The sequence below is a fragment of the Rhodanobacter sp. LX-99 genome (genome assembly GCF_018599185.1).
Lineage (GTDB): Bacteria > Pseudomonadota > Gammaproteobacteria > Xanthomonadales > Rhodanobacteraceae > Rhodanobacter.
Map to the genome: position 1 here is coordinate 687,057 of NZ_JAHFVL010000002.1, position 15,042 is coordinate 702,098.

Genomic DNA, 15,042 nt, shown 5'->3' on the forward strand with positions numbered 1-15,042 from the left:
TTCAACCAACAGCAGGCAGCGGGGCCGGAACCTGGTGCGGCACCGGCTCGGGGACCGGCACCGGGATCGGCTTGATCAGGCGCGCGCGCGCATCCGCCGCGGTATGCCACAGGTTCCAGGCCATGACCCACATGCCCGACAGGATCAGCACGCCGCCGAACCAGCGGATCACGTACATCGGCTTGATCGCGATCAGGCTGTCCAGGAAGCCGTAGGTGAGCGCGCCGTCCGGGTTGGTGGCGCGCCACATCAGGCCTTCGGTGACGCCGGCGGTCCACATCGCGCCCACGTACAGCAGGGTGCCCATGATGTGCAGCCAGAAATGCACTTCCATGCCCTTGCGCGAATACATCTCCGGGCGACCCAGCGCGCGCGGCGCCATCGCGTAGAGCGAGCCGATGGTGATCATCGCCACCCAGCCCAGCGAGCCGGAGTGCACGTGGGCGATCGTCCAGTCGGTGTAGTGCGACAGCGAGTTCACCGTCTTGATCGCCATCATCGAGCCTTCGAAGGTCGACGCGGCGTAGAACACCAGCGACATCACCATGAACTTGGCGGCGGGGTCGGTCTTCAGCCGCCACCAGGAGCCGTTGAAGGTGAGCAGGCCGTTCGCCGCCGAACCCAGACTGGGCATCAGCAGCACCAGCGAGAACGCCATGCCGACCGACTGCACCCAGTCGGGCAGGGCGGTGTACATCAGGTGGTGCGCGCCGGCCCACATGTAGACCGAGATCAGCGCCCAGAAATTGACGATCGAGAAGCGGTAGCTCCACAGCGGCTGCTGCGCCTGCCGCGGCACGAAGTAGTACATCATGCCGAGGAAGCCGGCGGTGAGGAAAAACGCCACCGCGTTGTGGCCGTACCACCACTGCACCATCGCATCGACCACGCCCGAGTAGATCGGGTAGGACTTGAACAGCGACACCGGCAGGGCGAGGTTGTTGACGATGTGCAGCAGGCCCACCGCGATGATGAACGCGCCGTAGTACCAGTTCGCCACGTAGATGTGCTTGATGCGCCGGCGTGCCAGGCTGCCGAAGAACACCACGCCGAAGCTCACCCAGACGATCGCGATCAGGATGTCGATGATCCATTCCGGCTCGGCGTACTCCTTGCTCTGGGTCATGCCCAGCGGCATGGACACCATCGACAGCACGCAGACCAGCTGCCAGCCCCAGAACGTGAACGCGGCCAGCTTCCTGAACGCCAGCCGCGCGTGGCCGGTGCGCTGCACCACGTAGTAGCAGGTGCCCATCAGCGCCGAGCCGCCGAACGCGAAGATCACGCCGAAGGTGTGGTCGGGGCGGAGCCGGCTGAAGGTCAGCCAGGGGATCTCGAAATTGAGCGCCGGCCACATCAGTTCGGCGGCGACGTAGACGCCGACCGACATGCCGATGATGCCCCAGACCGCCGCAGCCAGCAGGAACTGGCGCACGACCTTGTCGTTGTAATACTCGGTATTCGGCATGGGGTTCCCCGGCTGGATAACTGAACAATTTTAAGCGAAGCATGCGGCGCTGCATTGACCCCGATCAAGTTGCTGCGGCAATCCGTCCCCGTGCCGATGACGCTGGGCGGCGCTGTGCAACCGGTCGGCCGCCAGCGTGCGCCGATTTGCCACAGGGCGGCAGGCCTGATCGGGTATCCTTGGCACTATCGCCGCGAACCATCGCGGCCTGTCATCCCGGTTGATTCCATGAGTGAGATTGCTGCACAGAAACCGCGTCCGGCTGCGCCGGCGTCACGCCGGCCCAGCGTGGCCGTGCAGATCGGCAAGGTAAAGGTCGGCGGCGGCGCGCCGGTGGTGGTGCAGTCGATGACCAACACCGATACCGAGGACCCGGCCAGCACCGCGAAACAGATCGCCGAGCTGGCCCGTGCCGGCTCCGAGCTGGTGCGCATCACGGTCAACACGCCGGCCGCCGCCGCCGCGGTGCCGCGCATCGCCGAGCGGCTGGCGATGATGGGCGTGGACGTGCCGATCGTCGGCGACTTCCACTACAACGGCCACCTGCTGCTGGAACGCGAGCCGGCCTGCGCCGAAGCGCTGGCGAAGTACCGCATCAACCCCGGCAACGTCGGCTTCGGCAAGAAGCACGAAAGCCAGTTCGCGTCGATCATCGAGAAGGCGCTGCGCTACGCCAAGCCGGTGCGCATCGGCGCGAACTGGGGCTCGCTGGACCAGGGCATGGTCACCGCGCTGATGGACGAGAACGCCCGCCGCGCCGACCCGTGGGACGCCTCGCACGTGGCGCGCGAGGCGCTGATCCGCTCGGCGCTGGACTCGGCCGCGCTGGCCGAGAAGATCGGCCTGCCGCGCGAGCGCATCATCCTGTCGTGCAAGGTCTCCGGCGTACAGGAACTGATCGCGGTGTACCGCGACCTCGCCGCGCGCTGCGACTACGCGCTGCACCTGGGCCTGACCGAAGCCGGCATGGGCTCCAAGGGCATCACCGCGTCCAGCGCCGCCCTGGCGGTGCTGCTGCAGGAAGGCATCGGCGACACCATCCGCATTTCGCTCACCCCCGAGCCGGGCGCCTCGCGCACCGGCGAGGTGATCGTGGCGCAGGAACTGCTGCAGACCATGGGCCTGCGCTCGTTCACGCCGCTGGTCACCGCCTGCCCGGGTTGCGGTCGCACCACCAGCGAGTTCTTCCAGGAACTGGCCAAGACCGTGCAGGAACACGTGCGCGAACAGATGCCGACCTGGCGCATCAAGTACGACGGCGTGGAGAACCTCACCCTGGCGGTGATGGGCTGCATCGTCAACGGGCCGGGCGAGTCCAAGCACGCCAACATCGGCATCTCGCTGCCGGGCAACGGCGAGGCGCCGGCAGCGCCGGTGTTCATCGACGGCGAGAAGGCGATGACCCTGCGCGGCGACAACATCGCCAACGAATTCGTGGGCATCCTCGACGACTACGTGGCCCGAAAGTATGCGGCGCGAACGGGCTGAGGCTCCGATCACACCGTCACGGCACGCGCTGGTTCATACTCCCGCCCGCCCGCAAGAGGCGTGGCGTGCATGTCGTGGGCGGGATGATCTCGCCGGGGAGCCGTCGTGAGAATCAGCCCTCAGTCCCGCACCGTCCTGCTCTACGTGCTGTTGTCCGCGTTGTGGATCTGGTTGTCCGATCGTGCGCTGGACGCCCTGGTGCACGGCCAGGCCGAGCTGACCTTCCTGCAGAGCGTCAAGGGCTGGCTGTTCGTGGCCAGCACGGGTGCGTTGCTGTACTGGATGATCGGCCGTGATCTGCGCCGCCTGCAGGCTGCCAACCGGAGACTGCTGGACGGGCATGCCCAGGCCTTGCGCGTGCTGGTCTCAGCGATGGACATACGCCACCGCGAGACCGGCGACCATTCCGACCGGGTGATGCGCATGGCCACTGGCCTGGCCCGTCTGGCCGGCGTGCACGGCGAAGCGTTGCGCAACCTGACCTTCGGCGCCTTGCTGCACGACATCGGCAAGCTGGCCTTGCCCGATGCGGTGCTGATCAAGCCGGGCAAGCTGGACGACGAGGAAATGGCGGAGATGCGCCGCCATCCGCAACTCGGCTACGAGCTGCTGCAGCGGGTGGACTTCCTGCGCGATGCCGGCGAGATTCCGCACAGCCATCACGAGCGTTGGGATGGCGGCGGTTATCCGCAAGGCTTGCGTGGCGAGCAGATCCCGCTGGCCGCGCGCATCTTCAGCGTGGTCGACGTGTGGGACGCGCTGATCACGGCGCGCGTGTACAAGCCGGCGTGGCCGGAGCCCGAGGTGCTGGATTATCTGCGCGAGGCCGCCGGCAGCCAGCTCGATCCCCACTTGGTGGCGCTGTTCCTGGAAAATTACGACGAACTCAAGGCGCTCGGTCGCTGAAACCGGTTCCCGCGCAGGGCTGGATCAGCCGCGGCGTGAAGGCGGCCCAGCTGCCGACCAGCCCGGGCAACTGGCCGAGCCGGGCCACCTGGCGCAGGAATTCCGCACGGGGCATCTCGACAGCGCCCAGGCCGAGCGTATGCGGGTTGCTGACCTGGGTGTCGATCAGCGGGAAATCCATGTCGCACAGCAGGCGCGCCAGCGCGGCCAGGGCGAGCTTCGAGCCGCCGCTTTCCGCGCTGAACATCGACTCGCCGCAGAACAGCCGGCCGATCGCCACGCCGTAGATGCCGCCGACCAGGCGCTCGCCGTCCCACACCTCCACGCTGTGCGCATGGCCGAGCCGGTGCAATTGCACGTAGGCGTCGATCATCGCCGGCACCAGCCAGGTACCGGTGTCGTTGGCGCGCGGCGCGGCGCAGGCGCGGATGACCTGGTCGAATGCGTGGTCGACGGTCAGCCGCCACGACTTGCCCTTCAGCCGGCGGCGCAGGCTGCGGTTGATCCGCGGGGTTTCGGCATGGAACACGCAACGCGGGTCGGGCGACCACCACAGGATCGGCTCGTGCTCGCCGAACCACGGGAAGATGCCGAGGCTGTACGCGGCCAGCAGCCGCCGGGGCGACAGGTCGCCGCCGAACGCGAGCAGGCCATTCGGTTCGGCCAGCGCCTGGCGCGGGTCGGGGAAGCGGTCCCAGAGTTCGGCATCCAGCAGCGGTAGCCTGTTCATCGTTCGACCTTGCCGTGATCGGCATAGGGGCTATGGCTTTGCAGCTCGGCGGCATAAGCGTCGACCGCTTCGGCCTCGCTGGCAAGCGCCATCGCCACCGCGGCACGGAAACCGGGGTTCGCCAGGTAGTGGCGCGAGTGCGTGCGCACCGGCAGGAACCCGCGCGCCAGCTTGTGTTCGCCCTGCGCGCCCGGCTCGAAGCGTTCGAGCCGGTGTGCAATCGCGTGCTCGATGCCGCGGTAATAGCACAGCTCGAAATGCAGACCGGGCACGTCCACCGACGCGCCCCAGTAGCGGCCGTACAGCACGTTGCCGCCCTGCACGAACAGCGCCATCGCCACGATGGCGTCGCCGTCGCGGGCCAGCGCGAGCTGCGCGGTCGATCCCAGCGTGCCGAGCTGGCGGAAGAACGCGGCGGTCAGCGCGGCGTGGTTGCCTTTCATGTCGAAGGTGGCTTCGTACAGCGCATGCACGCGCCGCCATTCGTCGGGGCTGAGCGTGTCGCCGCTGCGCCACTCGATGGCCAGCCTGCTCGCCGCCACCTGGCGGCGTTCGCGCAGGATGTTCTTGCGCTTCTTGTGGTTGAGCGCGGCGAGGAAATCCGGGAAGTGGCGGTAGCCGCGGTTGTGCCAGTGAAACTGCACGTCCGAGCGCGCCAGCCAGCCTTGATCGGGAACGTCGTCGTCGAACGCGGCGAGTTCGGCCGGCTGCAGGAAATTCGCGTGCACCGACGACAGGCCCAGCCGTTCGGCTTCGCGGCGCATCGCCTCGACCAGTTCGCGCTGCAGCGATGGCGTACGCGCATGCTTGCCGGCCAGCAGGCGCGGGCCGGGCACGGGCGAGTAGGGCACGCCGTTGAGCAGCTTCGGGTAGTACTCGCCGCCGGCGCGTTGCCAGGCGCTGGCCCAGCTCCAGTCGAACACGAACTCGCCGTGCGAATTGCCTTTCAGGTACAGCGGTGCGGCGGCACGCAGGCGGCCGTCTTCGTACAGGGCCAGGTGATGCGCCTGCCAGCCCCAGTCGGGGCGGATGCAGCCGCTGCGCTCCAGCGCGTCCAGGAACGCGTGCGACACGAACGGGTTCGCGTCGGCACGCAGGGCATCCCACTCCGCGGCTGGCAGTTCGGCGATCGCGGCATGGAAGCGGATCTCGTGCATGGCCGTGGAGAGTGGGGGAAGCGGTACGGTCCTGCCACCACTCGCTTCTCGCTCCTCTCCACTCACTCCCGCTTCATCAGCCCGCCGGGGTCTGCTGGTCCAGCCAGCGCTCGGCGTCCAGCGCGGCCATGCAGCCGAAGCCGGCCGAGGTGACCGCCTGGCGGTAGATGTGGTCGGCCACGTCGCCGGCGGCGAACACGCCGGGCACCGAAGTCATCGTGGCCATGCCGTGCTGGCCGCTGCGGATCCTGATGTAGCCGTCGTGCATGTCGAGCTGGCCTTCGAAGATGCCGGTGTTCGGCGTGTGGCCGATCGCCACGAAGAAGCCGGTCGCCGCGATGTCGCGGGTGGCACCGGAGTTGACGTCCTTCACGCGCACGCCGGTGACGCCGGAATCGTCGCCCAGCACTTCGTCGATGGTGTGGTTCCAGACCAGCTCGATCTTGCCCGCGGCGGCCTTCTCGAACAGCTTGTCCTGCATGATCTTCTCGGCGCGCAGCTTGTCGCGGCGGTGCACCAGGTAGACCTTGCGGCCGATGTTGGCCAGGTACAGCGCCTCCTCGACCGCGGTGTTGCCGCCGCCGATCACCACCACGTCCTGGTCGCGGAAAAAGAAGCCGTCGCAGGTGGCGCAGGCGGACACGCCCTTGCCCTTGTACTTTTCCTCGCTTTCGATGCCGAGGTACTTGGCGGTGGCGCCGGTGGTGATGATCAGTGCGTCGGCGGTGTATTCGCCGGAATCTCCCTTGAGCCGGAACGGACGCTGTTTCAGGTCGGCCGTGTGGATGTGGTCGAAGATCATCTCGGTGTGGAAGCGCTCGGCGTGCTCGGCCATGCGCCGCATCAGCGCCGGGCCCTGCAGGCCCTCGACGTCGCCCGGCCAGTTGTCCACGTCGGTGGTGGTCATCAGCTGGCCGCCCTGTTGCAGGCCGGTGATCATGGTCGGCTTGAGGTTGGCGCGAGCCGCATACACCGCAGCGGTGTAGCCGGCGGGGCCGGAGCCGAGGATCAGCAGGCGGCTGTGTTTGGGGGCAACGCTCATGGTTATAATCCTTGGGTTTTCGGGTGACTTGAGTGGTTGTTCGCTCCAACCCCTGCGGCGGTTTCCCTTGGGGCCGCATCGGGCGATGGCGACGGAGCGCACGATCCCCGAAGAATGGGGAATATGCGGCACCGATTCAAGGCATCGGCAGATCGGCGGCACGACTGCGGCGACTGCGCGATGGATTCACACTTCCACAGGACCCATTCTTCATGCGCATCGGCATTCCCTCCGAAACCAAGACCCTGGAAGGTCGCGTCGCCCTCATCCCGGCCGCTGCCGCCGACCTGGTGCACCGTGGCCACGACGTGTTCATCCAGTCCGGCGCCGGCCTGAAAAGCGGCTTTGCGGACGATGCCTATGCAAGGGAAGGCATCCCGGTGGTGGCGGACGCCGCCGCGCTGTACGAGGCTGGCGAGTTGATCGTTAAGGTGAAGGAGCCGATCGCCGGCGATCTCGCCTTGCTGAAAAAACACCACCTGCTGTTCTGTTACCTGCACCTGGCTGCCGAACCCGAACTGACCCGCAGCCTGCTCGGCATCGGCCTGACCGGCGTGGCATTCGAGTCGGTGACCGAGAACGGCATGCTGCCGCTGCTGCTGCCGATGTCGGTGATCGCCGGCCGCATCGCCACCCAGATCGGCACCACGCTGCTGCACCGCCCGCAAGGCGGCAAGGGCAAGCTGCTTGGCGGCATGGCTTCCACCCCGCGCGGCAAGGTCGTGGTGCTCGGCGCCGGTGCCGCCGGCGGCAATGCCGCCGCACTGGCTGCGGCCGCCGGCGCCAACGTGGTGGTGTTCGACAAGCGCCAGGACCGCCTGGCCGAAATGATGACGATGGGTCCGAACGTCACCGCGCTGTATGCCTACGAGTCGTCGGTAGCCGAAGAGGTGCGCGACGCCGACATCGTGGTCGGCGCGGTGCTGATCCCCAGCGCCCGGGCGCCGCACGTGGTCAGCGAGGCGATGGTCAGGACGATGGAGCCGGGCAGCGTGCTGGTGGACATCGCGATCGACCAAGGCGGCTGCTTCGAGACCTCGAAGCCGACCACCTGGGAGAAGCCCACCTACGACGTGCACGGCATCACCCACTTCTGCGTGACCAACATGCCGGGCGCGGTGCCACAGACTTCCTCGCTGGCGATCTCCGCCGCGATCCTGCCGTACGTGCAGCGGCTGGCCGCGGGCGATGAGTGGCGCGCGTTCGAGCCGCTGAAGGTCGGCATCAATGTCGATGGCGGCAAGCTGGTGCATCCGGCGCTGCAAGGTATGCTCTGACCTTGGGCCGGAAAGGAACACCACGCGTGGCGCGCAACACGAATACAAGGCAACCATCGAAGGAAGGCCTCAGCGAGGAGCTGAAGCGCCGGCTGCGCGAAGCCGGTGCCCTGCTGCTGTTGCCGCTGGCGCTGTACCTGCTGGTGTGCCTGTTCAGCTACGACCCGCACGATCCCAGTTGGACGAATGCCGGCCAGTTGGAACACGCGCGCAATTTCGGCGGCACCGTCGGCGCCTATATCGCCGACCTGCTGCGCTGGATCTTCGGCCTGGTCGCCTACTGCTTCCCGTTGCTGCTGCTGTTGCTGGGCGTGCAGGTGCTGCGCCAGCGCGGCGAGCAGGTGGTGCATCCGTGGGAGCCGGCGTTGCGCCTGATCGGCTTCGTGTTCTTCTTCATCACCGGTCCGGCACTGCTGTACCTCAATTTCCACGACGAGCCGGTGCTGCCCCAGGGCGTGGGCGGCATCATCGGCGTGTGGGTCGGCGACGCCCTGCTCAGCGCGTTCGGCGACAAGGGCGCGCCGCTGCTGTTGCTGGCCCTGTTCCTGGTCGCGGTAACCCTGGCCACCGGGTTGTCCTGGTTCAAGGTGATGGACCTGACCGGGCATGGCGTGCTGAAGCTGCTCGACTGGCTCAAGGGCAAGCTGCGCGAAGCGCCGCAGGCGCTGGCCGCACGCCAGGCGCGCACCGAGCGCGAGGTGGTGAAGAAGGCCGATGCGGTGCGCCAGGCGAAGCGCGAGCCGGTGCGCATCGAGGCGCCGCCCGCGCCGGTGGCCAAGAGCGAGCGGGCCAGGCTGGAAACGCAGATCCCGTTGTTCGTCGGCGCCGCCACGCCGGGCGAACTGCCGCCGCTGTCGCTGCTGGACGAGGCGCCGCCGCAGGGGCCGGGCTATTCCGAGGAAACCCTCGAAGTGCTCTCGCGCCAGGTCGAGTTCAAGCTGAAGGACTTCAAGATCGACGTGAAGGTGGTCGGCGCCTATCCGGGCCCGGTGATCACCCGCTTCGAGATGGAGCCGGCGCCGGGCATCCGCGGCTCGCAGGTGTCCAGCCTGGACAAGGACATCGCGCGCGGCCTGTCGGTGGTCAGCGTGCGCGTGGTCGACGTGATCCCCGGCAAGAACGTGATCGGGCTGGAGATCCCCAACACCCACAAGCAGATCGTGTATCTCTCCGAGATCCTGCGTTCGGACAAGTACGACCAGCAGAAATCGCCGCTGGCGCTGGCGCTGGGCAAGGACATCGGCGGCAAGCCGGTGGTGGTCGACCTGGGCAAGATGCCGCATCTGCTGGTGGCCGGCACCACCGGTTCGGGCAAGTCCGTGGCGGTCAACGCGATGGTGCTGAGCCTCTTGTACAAGGCCAGCCCGAAAGACGTGCGGATGATCATGATCGACCCGAAGATGCTGGAGCTCTCGGTGTACGAGGGCATCCCGCACCTGCTGGCGCCGGTGGTCACCGACATGAAGGAAGCCGCCAATGCGCTGCGCTGGTGCGTGGCCGAGATGGAGCGCCGCTACAAACTGATGGCCGCCGTCGGCGTGCGCAACCTGGCCGGCTTCAACAAGAAGGTGAAGGACGCCGAGAACGCCGGCCAGCCGATGCTGGACCCGCTGTTCCGGCCGAACCCGGACATGCCGAACCTCGCCGCCGAACCGCTGGAACCGCTGCCGTACATCGTGGTGTTCATCGACGAATTCGCCGACATGATGATGATCGTCGGCAAGAAGGTGGAAGAGCTGATCGCCCGCCTGGCGCAGAAGGCGCGCGCCGCCGGCGTGCACCTGATCCTGGCCACCCAGCGCCCGTCGGTGGACGTGATCACCGGCCTGATCAAGGCGAACATCCCCACCCGCATCGCGTTCCAGGTCTCCAGCAAGATCGACTCGCGCACGATTCTCGACCAGAGCGGCGCCGAGACCCTGCTCGGCCACGGCGACATGCTGTACCTGCCGCCGGGCACCGCCACGCCGGAACGCGTGCACGGCGCCTTCGTCGACGACCACGAGGTGCACCACGTGGTGGCCTGGCTGAAGTCGCAAGGCGCGCCGAACTACATCGAAGGCGTGCTGGAGGAAGTCCAGGCCACCGGCGACGGCAAGTTCATCAACGACTCGGGCCTGCCGCAGGAAGGCGAAGAGGGCGGCGACGCGGATACCCAGCTGTACGACAAGGCCGTGGCGATCGTCACGCAGACCCGGCGCGCCTCGATCTCCGGCGTGCAGCGGCACCTGCGCATCGGCTACAACCGCGCCGCGCGGCTGGTCGAGCAGATGGAGCAGGACGGCGTGGTCAGCGCCCCGCAGCACAACGGCAACCGCGAGGTGCTGGCGCCGCCTCCGCCGAAGAACTGAAGCCAGCCTTGCAGGGCGGGCACTGCCCGCATCCCGCGAAGCCCGAAGAACATCACCCGCTGCTCCCTACCGATCCGTTAAGCCGGCACTGTCCACAATCCACCGCCACCGCCACGTTCCGGGGAACCCGATGAAACGCTTCATGCTTGTCCTGTCCGCCGTCGTGCTGACGCTGTCGCTGAGCGCCGTGGCGCAGGCTGCCGCTGGTCCGGCGCGCGCGCGGCTGGATGCATTCGCCACCGGCCTGCATTCGCTCACCGGCCACTTCAGCCAGACCCTGACCGACCTCAACGGCCACACCAGCAAGAACAGCTCCGGCACCCTGGCGCTGCAGGCGCCGCGCCAATTCCGCTGGGACACGCTGGCGCCGTACAAGCAGACCATCGTCGCCGACGGCAGCCGGGTGTGGATGTACGACCCGGAACTCGAACAGGTCACCGTGCGCGTGCAAAGCAGCGAAGAGGCGCACAGCCCGCTCACCGTACTGACCGACCTCAGGCAGATGGACAAGGACTTCAAGGTGGTCGAGCAGGGCGAGCACGACGGCCTGGCCTGGCTGCGGCTCAGCTCCACCGCGAAGGACCCGCAGTTCGACTACGCCGACCTCGGCTTCGACGCGAACGGTCTGGCCCGCATGACGTTCCGCGACCAGCTCGGTTCCACCACCGACATCCGCTTCTCCGGCTGGCAGCGCAACGCGCCGATTCCGCCGGCCACCTTCAACTTCGTGCCGCCGAAGGGCGCCGACGTGATCGGCGATGCACCGGTGATCGACGTGCAGCCGCTGAAGGACTGATGCCGCCATGACCGTGCTGCGCAGGTTGCCGCGCTGGGCCTGGATCGGCGGCGGCATACTCGCTTTCATCGCCGGCATGGTCAACGCCGCCGGCTACATGGGTTTTCGCCATCAGTCGATCACCAACCTGACCGGATCCACCAGCCTGCTCGGCATCGCGGTGGGCACCGGCGACGGCGGCGAGACGTGGCACTGGCTGTTGTCGATCGGCGCATTCGTGATCGGTGCCTTGCTCAGCGGCCTGATCGTGCAGCAGCACACGCTGAAGCTCGGCCGACGCTACGGGGTGGCGCTGGTGCTGGAGTCGTTGCTGCTGTTTGCCGCGGTGCCGCTGCTGGACGCCGGCAGCTCGTACGGCCTGGACCTGGCCGCGATGGCGGCCGGGCTGCAGAACGGCATGGCCAGCACCTACAGCGGCATGGTGTTCCGTACCACCCATGTCTCGGGCATGTTCACCGACCTGGGCATCTACATCGGCCAGCGCCTGCGCGGGCTGGAAGTGGATACCTTGCGCATCCGCGTCTGCCTGCTGGTGGTCGGCACCTTCACGTGCGGCAGCGCGGTCGGTGCGTTGCTGTTCCGCGTGCTCGGCGAGCGCACCCTGCTGATCCCGGCCGTGCTGACCGGCTTGTGCGGCGTGGGCTACGGCGTCTACCGCCAGTACACGCTGATACGCGGAATCGACGCCGACGCGGCTTGACCGTCGCGCGGCTCAGCTGGCGATGGCGCAACGGTTGCGGCCGGCACGCTTGGCCTCGTACAACGCCTTGTCGGCGCGCGACAGCCATTGCTCGATCGACTCGCCCGGACGCAGCGCGGCGACGCCGATGCTGGCGGTCACCGGGATCGAGCGCCCGTCGTGGTTCACCGTGGTGGCGGCCAATGCCGTGCAGATGCGCTCGGCGATGTCCCGTGCCAGAGGCAAGCTGGTGTCGGGCAGGCACAGCACGAATTCCTCGCCGCCGTAGCGGCCCACCAGGTCGCCTTGCCGGCAGTGCTGCTTGATCACCTCGATCGCGCCGCGGATCACCGCGTCGCCGGCCAGGTGTCCGTGGGTGTCGTTGATCAGCTTGAAGCGGTCCAGGTCGAACAGCGCGATGCAGGCCGATCCGCCCTGTGCCCGTTCGCGCTCGAGCCCGGCCAGTTCCAGGAAGCGGCGGCGGTTGTAGACACCGGTCAGCCCGTCGGTGCTGGCCAGTTCGTCCAGGCGGCGGTTCGCGACGAGCAGATCGCGCGTGCGCTCGTCGACCTGCCGCTGCAACTGGACCGCCTGTCGCCCCAGGTACAGGGTGCGCAGATGCACCAGCGCGGCGATCAGCGCCGCCAGCAGCAGGGCGGCGACGATCCGGCTGAGCGTGGTTTCGTACCAGCGCGGCTTGACCGTGACCGCCAGGTCGGTCTCGACCGTGTGCGGCTGCAGGCCACGGGTGGCGGCGCGCAGGCGCAGCCGGTAGTTGCCGTGCGGCAGGCTGGTGTAGATGGCGCTGGGCAGGTTGCCCTTGGGGATGACCGTCCAGTCCTCGTCGAGGCCGTCCATGCGATAGCTGTAGGCGGTCTCCATCGGCGCCTGATAGTCGAGCAGGGCGAAGTCCAGGCGCAGGTTGCGGTTGCCCCGGTCCAGCCTGATCTTCGCGTTGCCGGCGGGCAGCTTGCCGAACGGCATCGCCACGCCGTTGACCACGGCATGGGTGACTGCCAGCGGTGCGGCGGCGCTCGGCAGCGGTTGCCAGTGCGGGCGGATCACGGTCAGCCCGCCCAGCCCGCCGAACAGCAGTTCTCCGCCGGGCGCGCGGGCCGCGGCGACGTTGACGTAGCTGGCGATGTGCAGGCCGTCGCGGGTGCCGAGGTTGGCCACCTCGTGCGTATCGCCGTCGATCCTGGCCACGCCGCTGGACAGGCTGGCCCAGAGCCGGCCGCGGTCGTCGGCCAGCACCGCGTTGACCTTGTCGCTGGACAGGCCTTGCGCCAGGCCTATCGTCTGGAATTTCCACGCTTCGCCGCCGGCCGGGGGATCGACCACGCCCAGTCCGCCGAATGTGCTGACCCATACCTGCCCATGCGGGCCCCTGCTGATCGAACCGATCAAGTCCTGCGGCAGGCTGGTGGCCTCGTCGGCGCGGTGGCGCAGGTTGGTGAAGTGGCGCGGCAGGCTGTCGCCGCTGGCGATGCTGAGGCCGCGGCCGGTGCCGTACCACCAGTCGTTGCCCACCTTTGCGATGTGCCGCACGGTGTCGCTGGCCAGGCTGGCCGGGTCGTCCGGCACGTGGCCGGCGTGCTCCAGCACGCGGGTGCGGATGTCGTAGCGGTAGATGCCGTCGTAGGTGCCGATCAGGAGGCGCGGGCCATCCGGCTGCAGGCTCAGCACCGGCTTGTCGTGCAGCGCCGGCAGCACCGAATCCTCGATCGCCAGCGTATCCGGGTCGATCCGCGCCAGCCCCTGGGTGCCGACCCAGATCGAACCGTCGGCGGCTTCGGCGAGGCTGCGCACGTCGCGTTGCGTCTGGCTGCCGTCCAGGTGAAGGTGGCGCATGCGGCCGGCCTTCAGGTCGATCACGTCGATGTGGCCGGCGCCGAGGCCGAGCCAGATCCGCCCGCGCGAATCGACGAAGATGCTGTGTACGTTGGTGTCGGACAGCGCATTCTGTTCCAGCGGCGAAGGCAGCAGCGAGAACGCGGTGCGCGCCTGCGGATTGTGGCGGGCGACGCCCAGGTCGGTGGCTGCCCAGATATTCCCCGAGCGGTCGCGCAGCAGTGCGCGCACCGAGTCGCCGGGCAGGGACGAGGGCACTGCCGGGTCGTGGTCGATCCATTGCACGCCGGGCTCGCCGGGCGCGTACTCGAGCACGCCGCCGCCGTCGGTGGCGATCCATACCTCGCCGGCGCTGGTCTGCAGGAAGTCGCGCACGGTCGAGTGGCGTGCGCTGTCCGGGTAGCCGCTGAAGCCCGGCACGCCGTGCCAGCGGCCGTCGGTATCCCGGTACGCCGCGCCGGCCTGGCCGCTGCCGGCCCACAGGCGGCCTTCGCGATCCTGCATGATCGCCCAGATCTGGTTGCGCAACACCGTGGCGGCGGGCGTGTCCGGTGTCGCGGGCCGCACGAAGGCATCCGTGCCTGCGCGGCGGACGAACAGGCCGTCGTTGTTGCCCAGCCACAGGTTGCCGTGCCGGTCCTGCATCACGCTGAAGTTGCGCGGCGCGGGATCCGCTCCGGTGTCCACCCGGCGGATCTTGCCGGTGCGCAGATCGAGATGGTCCAGTCCGTCCTCGGTGGCGATCCAGACGCCGCCGGCGTGATCGTCGTCCAGCGCGAAGACCTTGCGGTCGGAGAGGCCGTCGGCGCCGACCGGATAGACATGGAAGCTGTTGTCCGCCGGCTCGAACCGGGCCAGGCCGCCGGCATTGGTGCCGATCAGCAGGCTGCCGTCCGGCAGCGCGAGCAGGCTGCGCACGTAGGCGTCGGGCAGGCCGGGGGCCTTGCCGCTGCTGGCGCCAAACACCTGCAGGCGGTAGCCGTCGTAGCGCACCAGGCCGCCCATGGTGCCGATCCAGATCAGGCCATCGCGGTCCTGCGCAATCGCGGTGGTGATCGAATGCGGCAGGCCGTCGGAAATGCCGACCTGGTCGAACCAGGGCGCGTCGAACGGAGCCCAAGGATCGCCGCTGCCGGCGCTGGCCGGGGTGCACAGGAAAAACAGCAGAAACAGGCCGGCAAGACGCAGGCCGGCAAGACGCAGGCAGAAACGGCGGCGACGGAAGCGCGCGCCGGTCATGCGTCGCGCAACCTGCCCGGCAGGCGTGCGCCGGCACGGCCTGTCGCGATCATCCATC

General features: G+C 68.3%; 11 protein-coding genes. 6 read left to right on the plus strand and 5 right to left on the minus strand.

What is annotated here, in order from left to right:
• Position 1 precedes the first annotated feature (1 nt).
• Positions 2 to 1,468 (minus strand): cytochrome-c oxidase, cbb3-type subunit I, encoded by a 1,467-nt coding sequence (ccoN, locus tag KK131_RS14040; RefSeq protein ID WP_214557320.1) that lies wholly within the window; start codon positions 1,466 to 1,468, stop codon positions 2 to 4.
• A gap of 228 nt (positions 1,469 to 1,696) precedes the next feature.
• On the opposite strand from ccoN, the gene ispG reads away from it, so the two are divergent.
• Positions 1,697 to 2,956 carry a flavodoxin-dependent (E)-4-hydroxy-3-methylbut-2-enyl-diphosphate synthase gene (ispG, locus tag KK131_RS14045; RefSeq protein ID WP_214557321.1) on the plus strand — a complete coding sequence of 420 codons (1,260 nt, stop codon included), beginning with the start codon at positions 1,697 to 1,699 and terminating at the stop codon, positions 2,954 to 2,956.
• Positions 2,957 to 3,061: 105 nt separating this feature from the next.
• Positions 3,062 to 3,862, plus strand: coding sequence for an HD domain-containing phosphohydrolase (locus KK131_RS14050; RefSeq protein ID WP_214557322.1), 801 nt, complete (start codon positions 3,062 to 3,064; stop codon positions 3,860 to 3,862).
• Here the strand turns inward: KK131_RS14050 and aat are convergent.
• The 3 genes from aat to trxB all read right to left on the minus strand — a co-directional run bounded on the left by aat (position 3,843) and on the right by trxB (position 6,791).
• On the minus strand, positions 3,843 to 4,592 hold the full coding sequence (aat, locus tag KK131_RS14055; RefSeq protein ID WP_214557323.1) for a leucyl/phenylalanyl-tRNA--protein transferase: 750 nt from the start codon (positions 4,590 to 4,592) through the stop codon (positions 3,843 to 3,845). The genes KK131_RS14050 and aat overlap by 20 nt on opposite strands.
• Entirely contained in the window at positions 4,589 to 5,749 is a 1,161-nt protein-coding gene (locus KK131_RS14060) for a GNAT family N-acetyltransferase (RefSeq protein ID WP_214557324.1), read from the minus strand. The genes aat and KK131_RS14060 overlap by 4 nt, the downstream gene beginning before the upstream one ends.
• Before the next feature lie 76 nt (positions 5,750 to 5,825).
• On the minus strand, positions 5,826 to 6,791 hold the full coding sequence (trxB, locus tag KK131_RS14065) for a thioredoxin-disulfide reductase (protein WP_214557325.1): 966 nt from the start codon (positions 6,789 to 6,791) through the stop codon (positions 5,826 to 5,828).
• 212 nt (positions 6,792 to 7,003) lie between these two features.
• On the opposite strand from trxB, the gene KK131_RS14070 reads away from it, so the two are divergent.
• The 4 genes from KK131_RS14070 (at position 7,004) to KK131_RS14085 (ending at position 11,915) form a co-directional block, all read left to right on the plus strand.
• Positions 7,004 to 8,068 (plus strand): alanine dehydrogenase, encoded by a 1,065-nt coding sequence (locus KK131_RS14070; protein WP_214557326.1) that lies wholly within the window; start codon positions 7,004 to 7,006, stop codon positions 8,066 to 8,068.
• A gap of 26 nt (positions 8,069 to 8,094) precedes the next feature.
• The gene (locus tag KK131_RS14075) at positions 8,095 to 10,419 is read left to right on the plus strand and encodes a DNA translocase FtsK (protein WP_214557327.1); all 2,325 of its coding nucleotides are present in this window, start codon (positions 8,095 to 8,097) and stop codon (positions 10,417 to 10,419) included.
• Positions 10,420 to 10,549: 130 nt separating this feature from the next.
• The gene (lolA, locus tag KK131_RS14080; RefSeq protein WP_214557328.1) at positions 10,550 to 11,215 is read left to right on the plus strand and encodes an outer membrane lipoprotein chaperone LolA; all 666 of its coding nucleotides are present in this window, start codon (positions 10,550 to 10,552) and stop codon (positions 11,213 to 11,215) included.
• Positions 11,216 to 11,222: 7 nt separating this feature from the next.
• Positions 11,223 to 11,915, plus strand: coding sequence for a YoaK family protein (locus KK131_RS14085; protein WP_214557329.1), 693 nt, complete (start codon positions 11,223 to 11,225; stop codon positions 11,913 to 11,915).
• A 12-nt stretch (positions 11,916 to 11,927) separates the two neighbouring features.
• Here KK131_RS14085 and KK131_RS14090 read toward each other — a convergent pair whose 3' ends face one another.
• Positions 11,928 to 14,984 carry a ligand-binding sensor domain-containing diguanylate cyclase gene (locus KK131_RS14090; protein ID WP_214557330.1) on the minus strand — a complete coding sequence of 1,019 codons (3,057 nt, stop codon included), beginning with the start codon at positions 14,982 to 14,984 and terminating at the stop codon, positions 11,928 to 11,930.
• Positions 14,985 to 15,042: the final 58 nt, after the last annotated feature.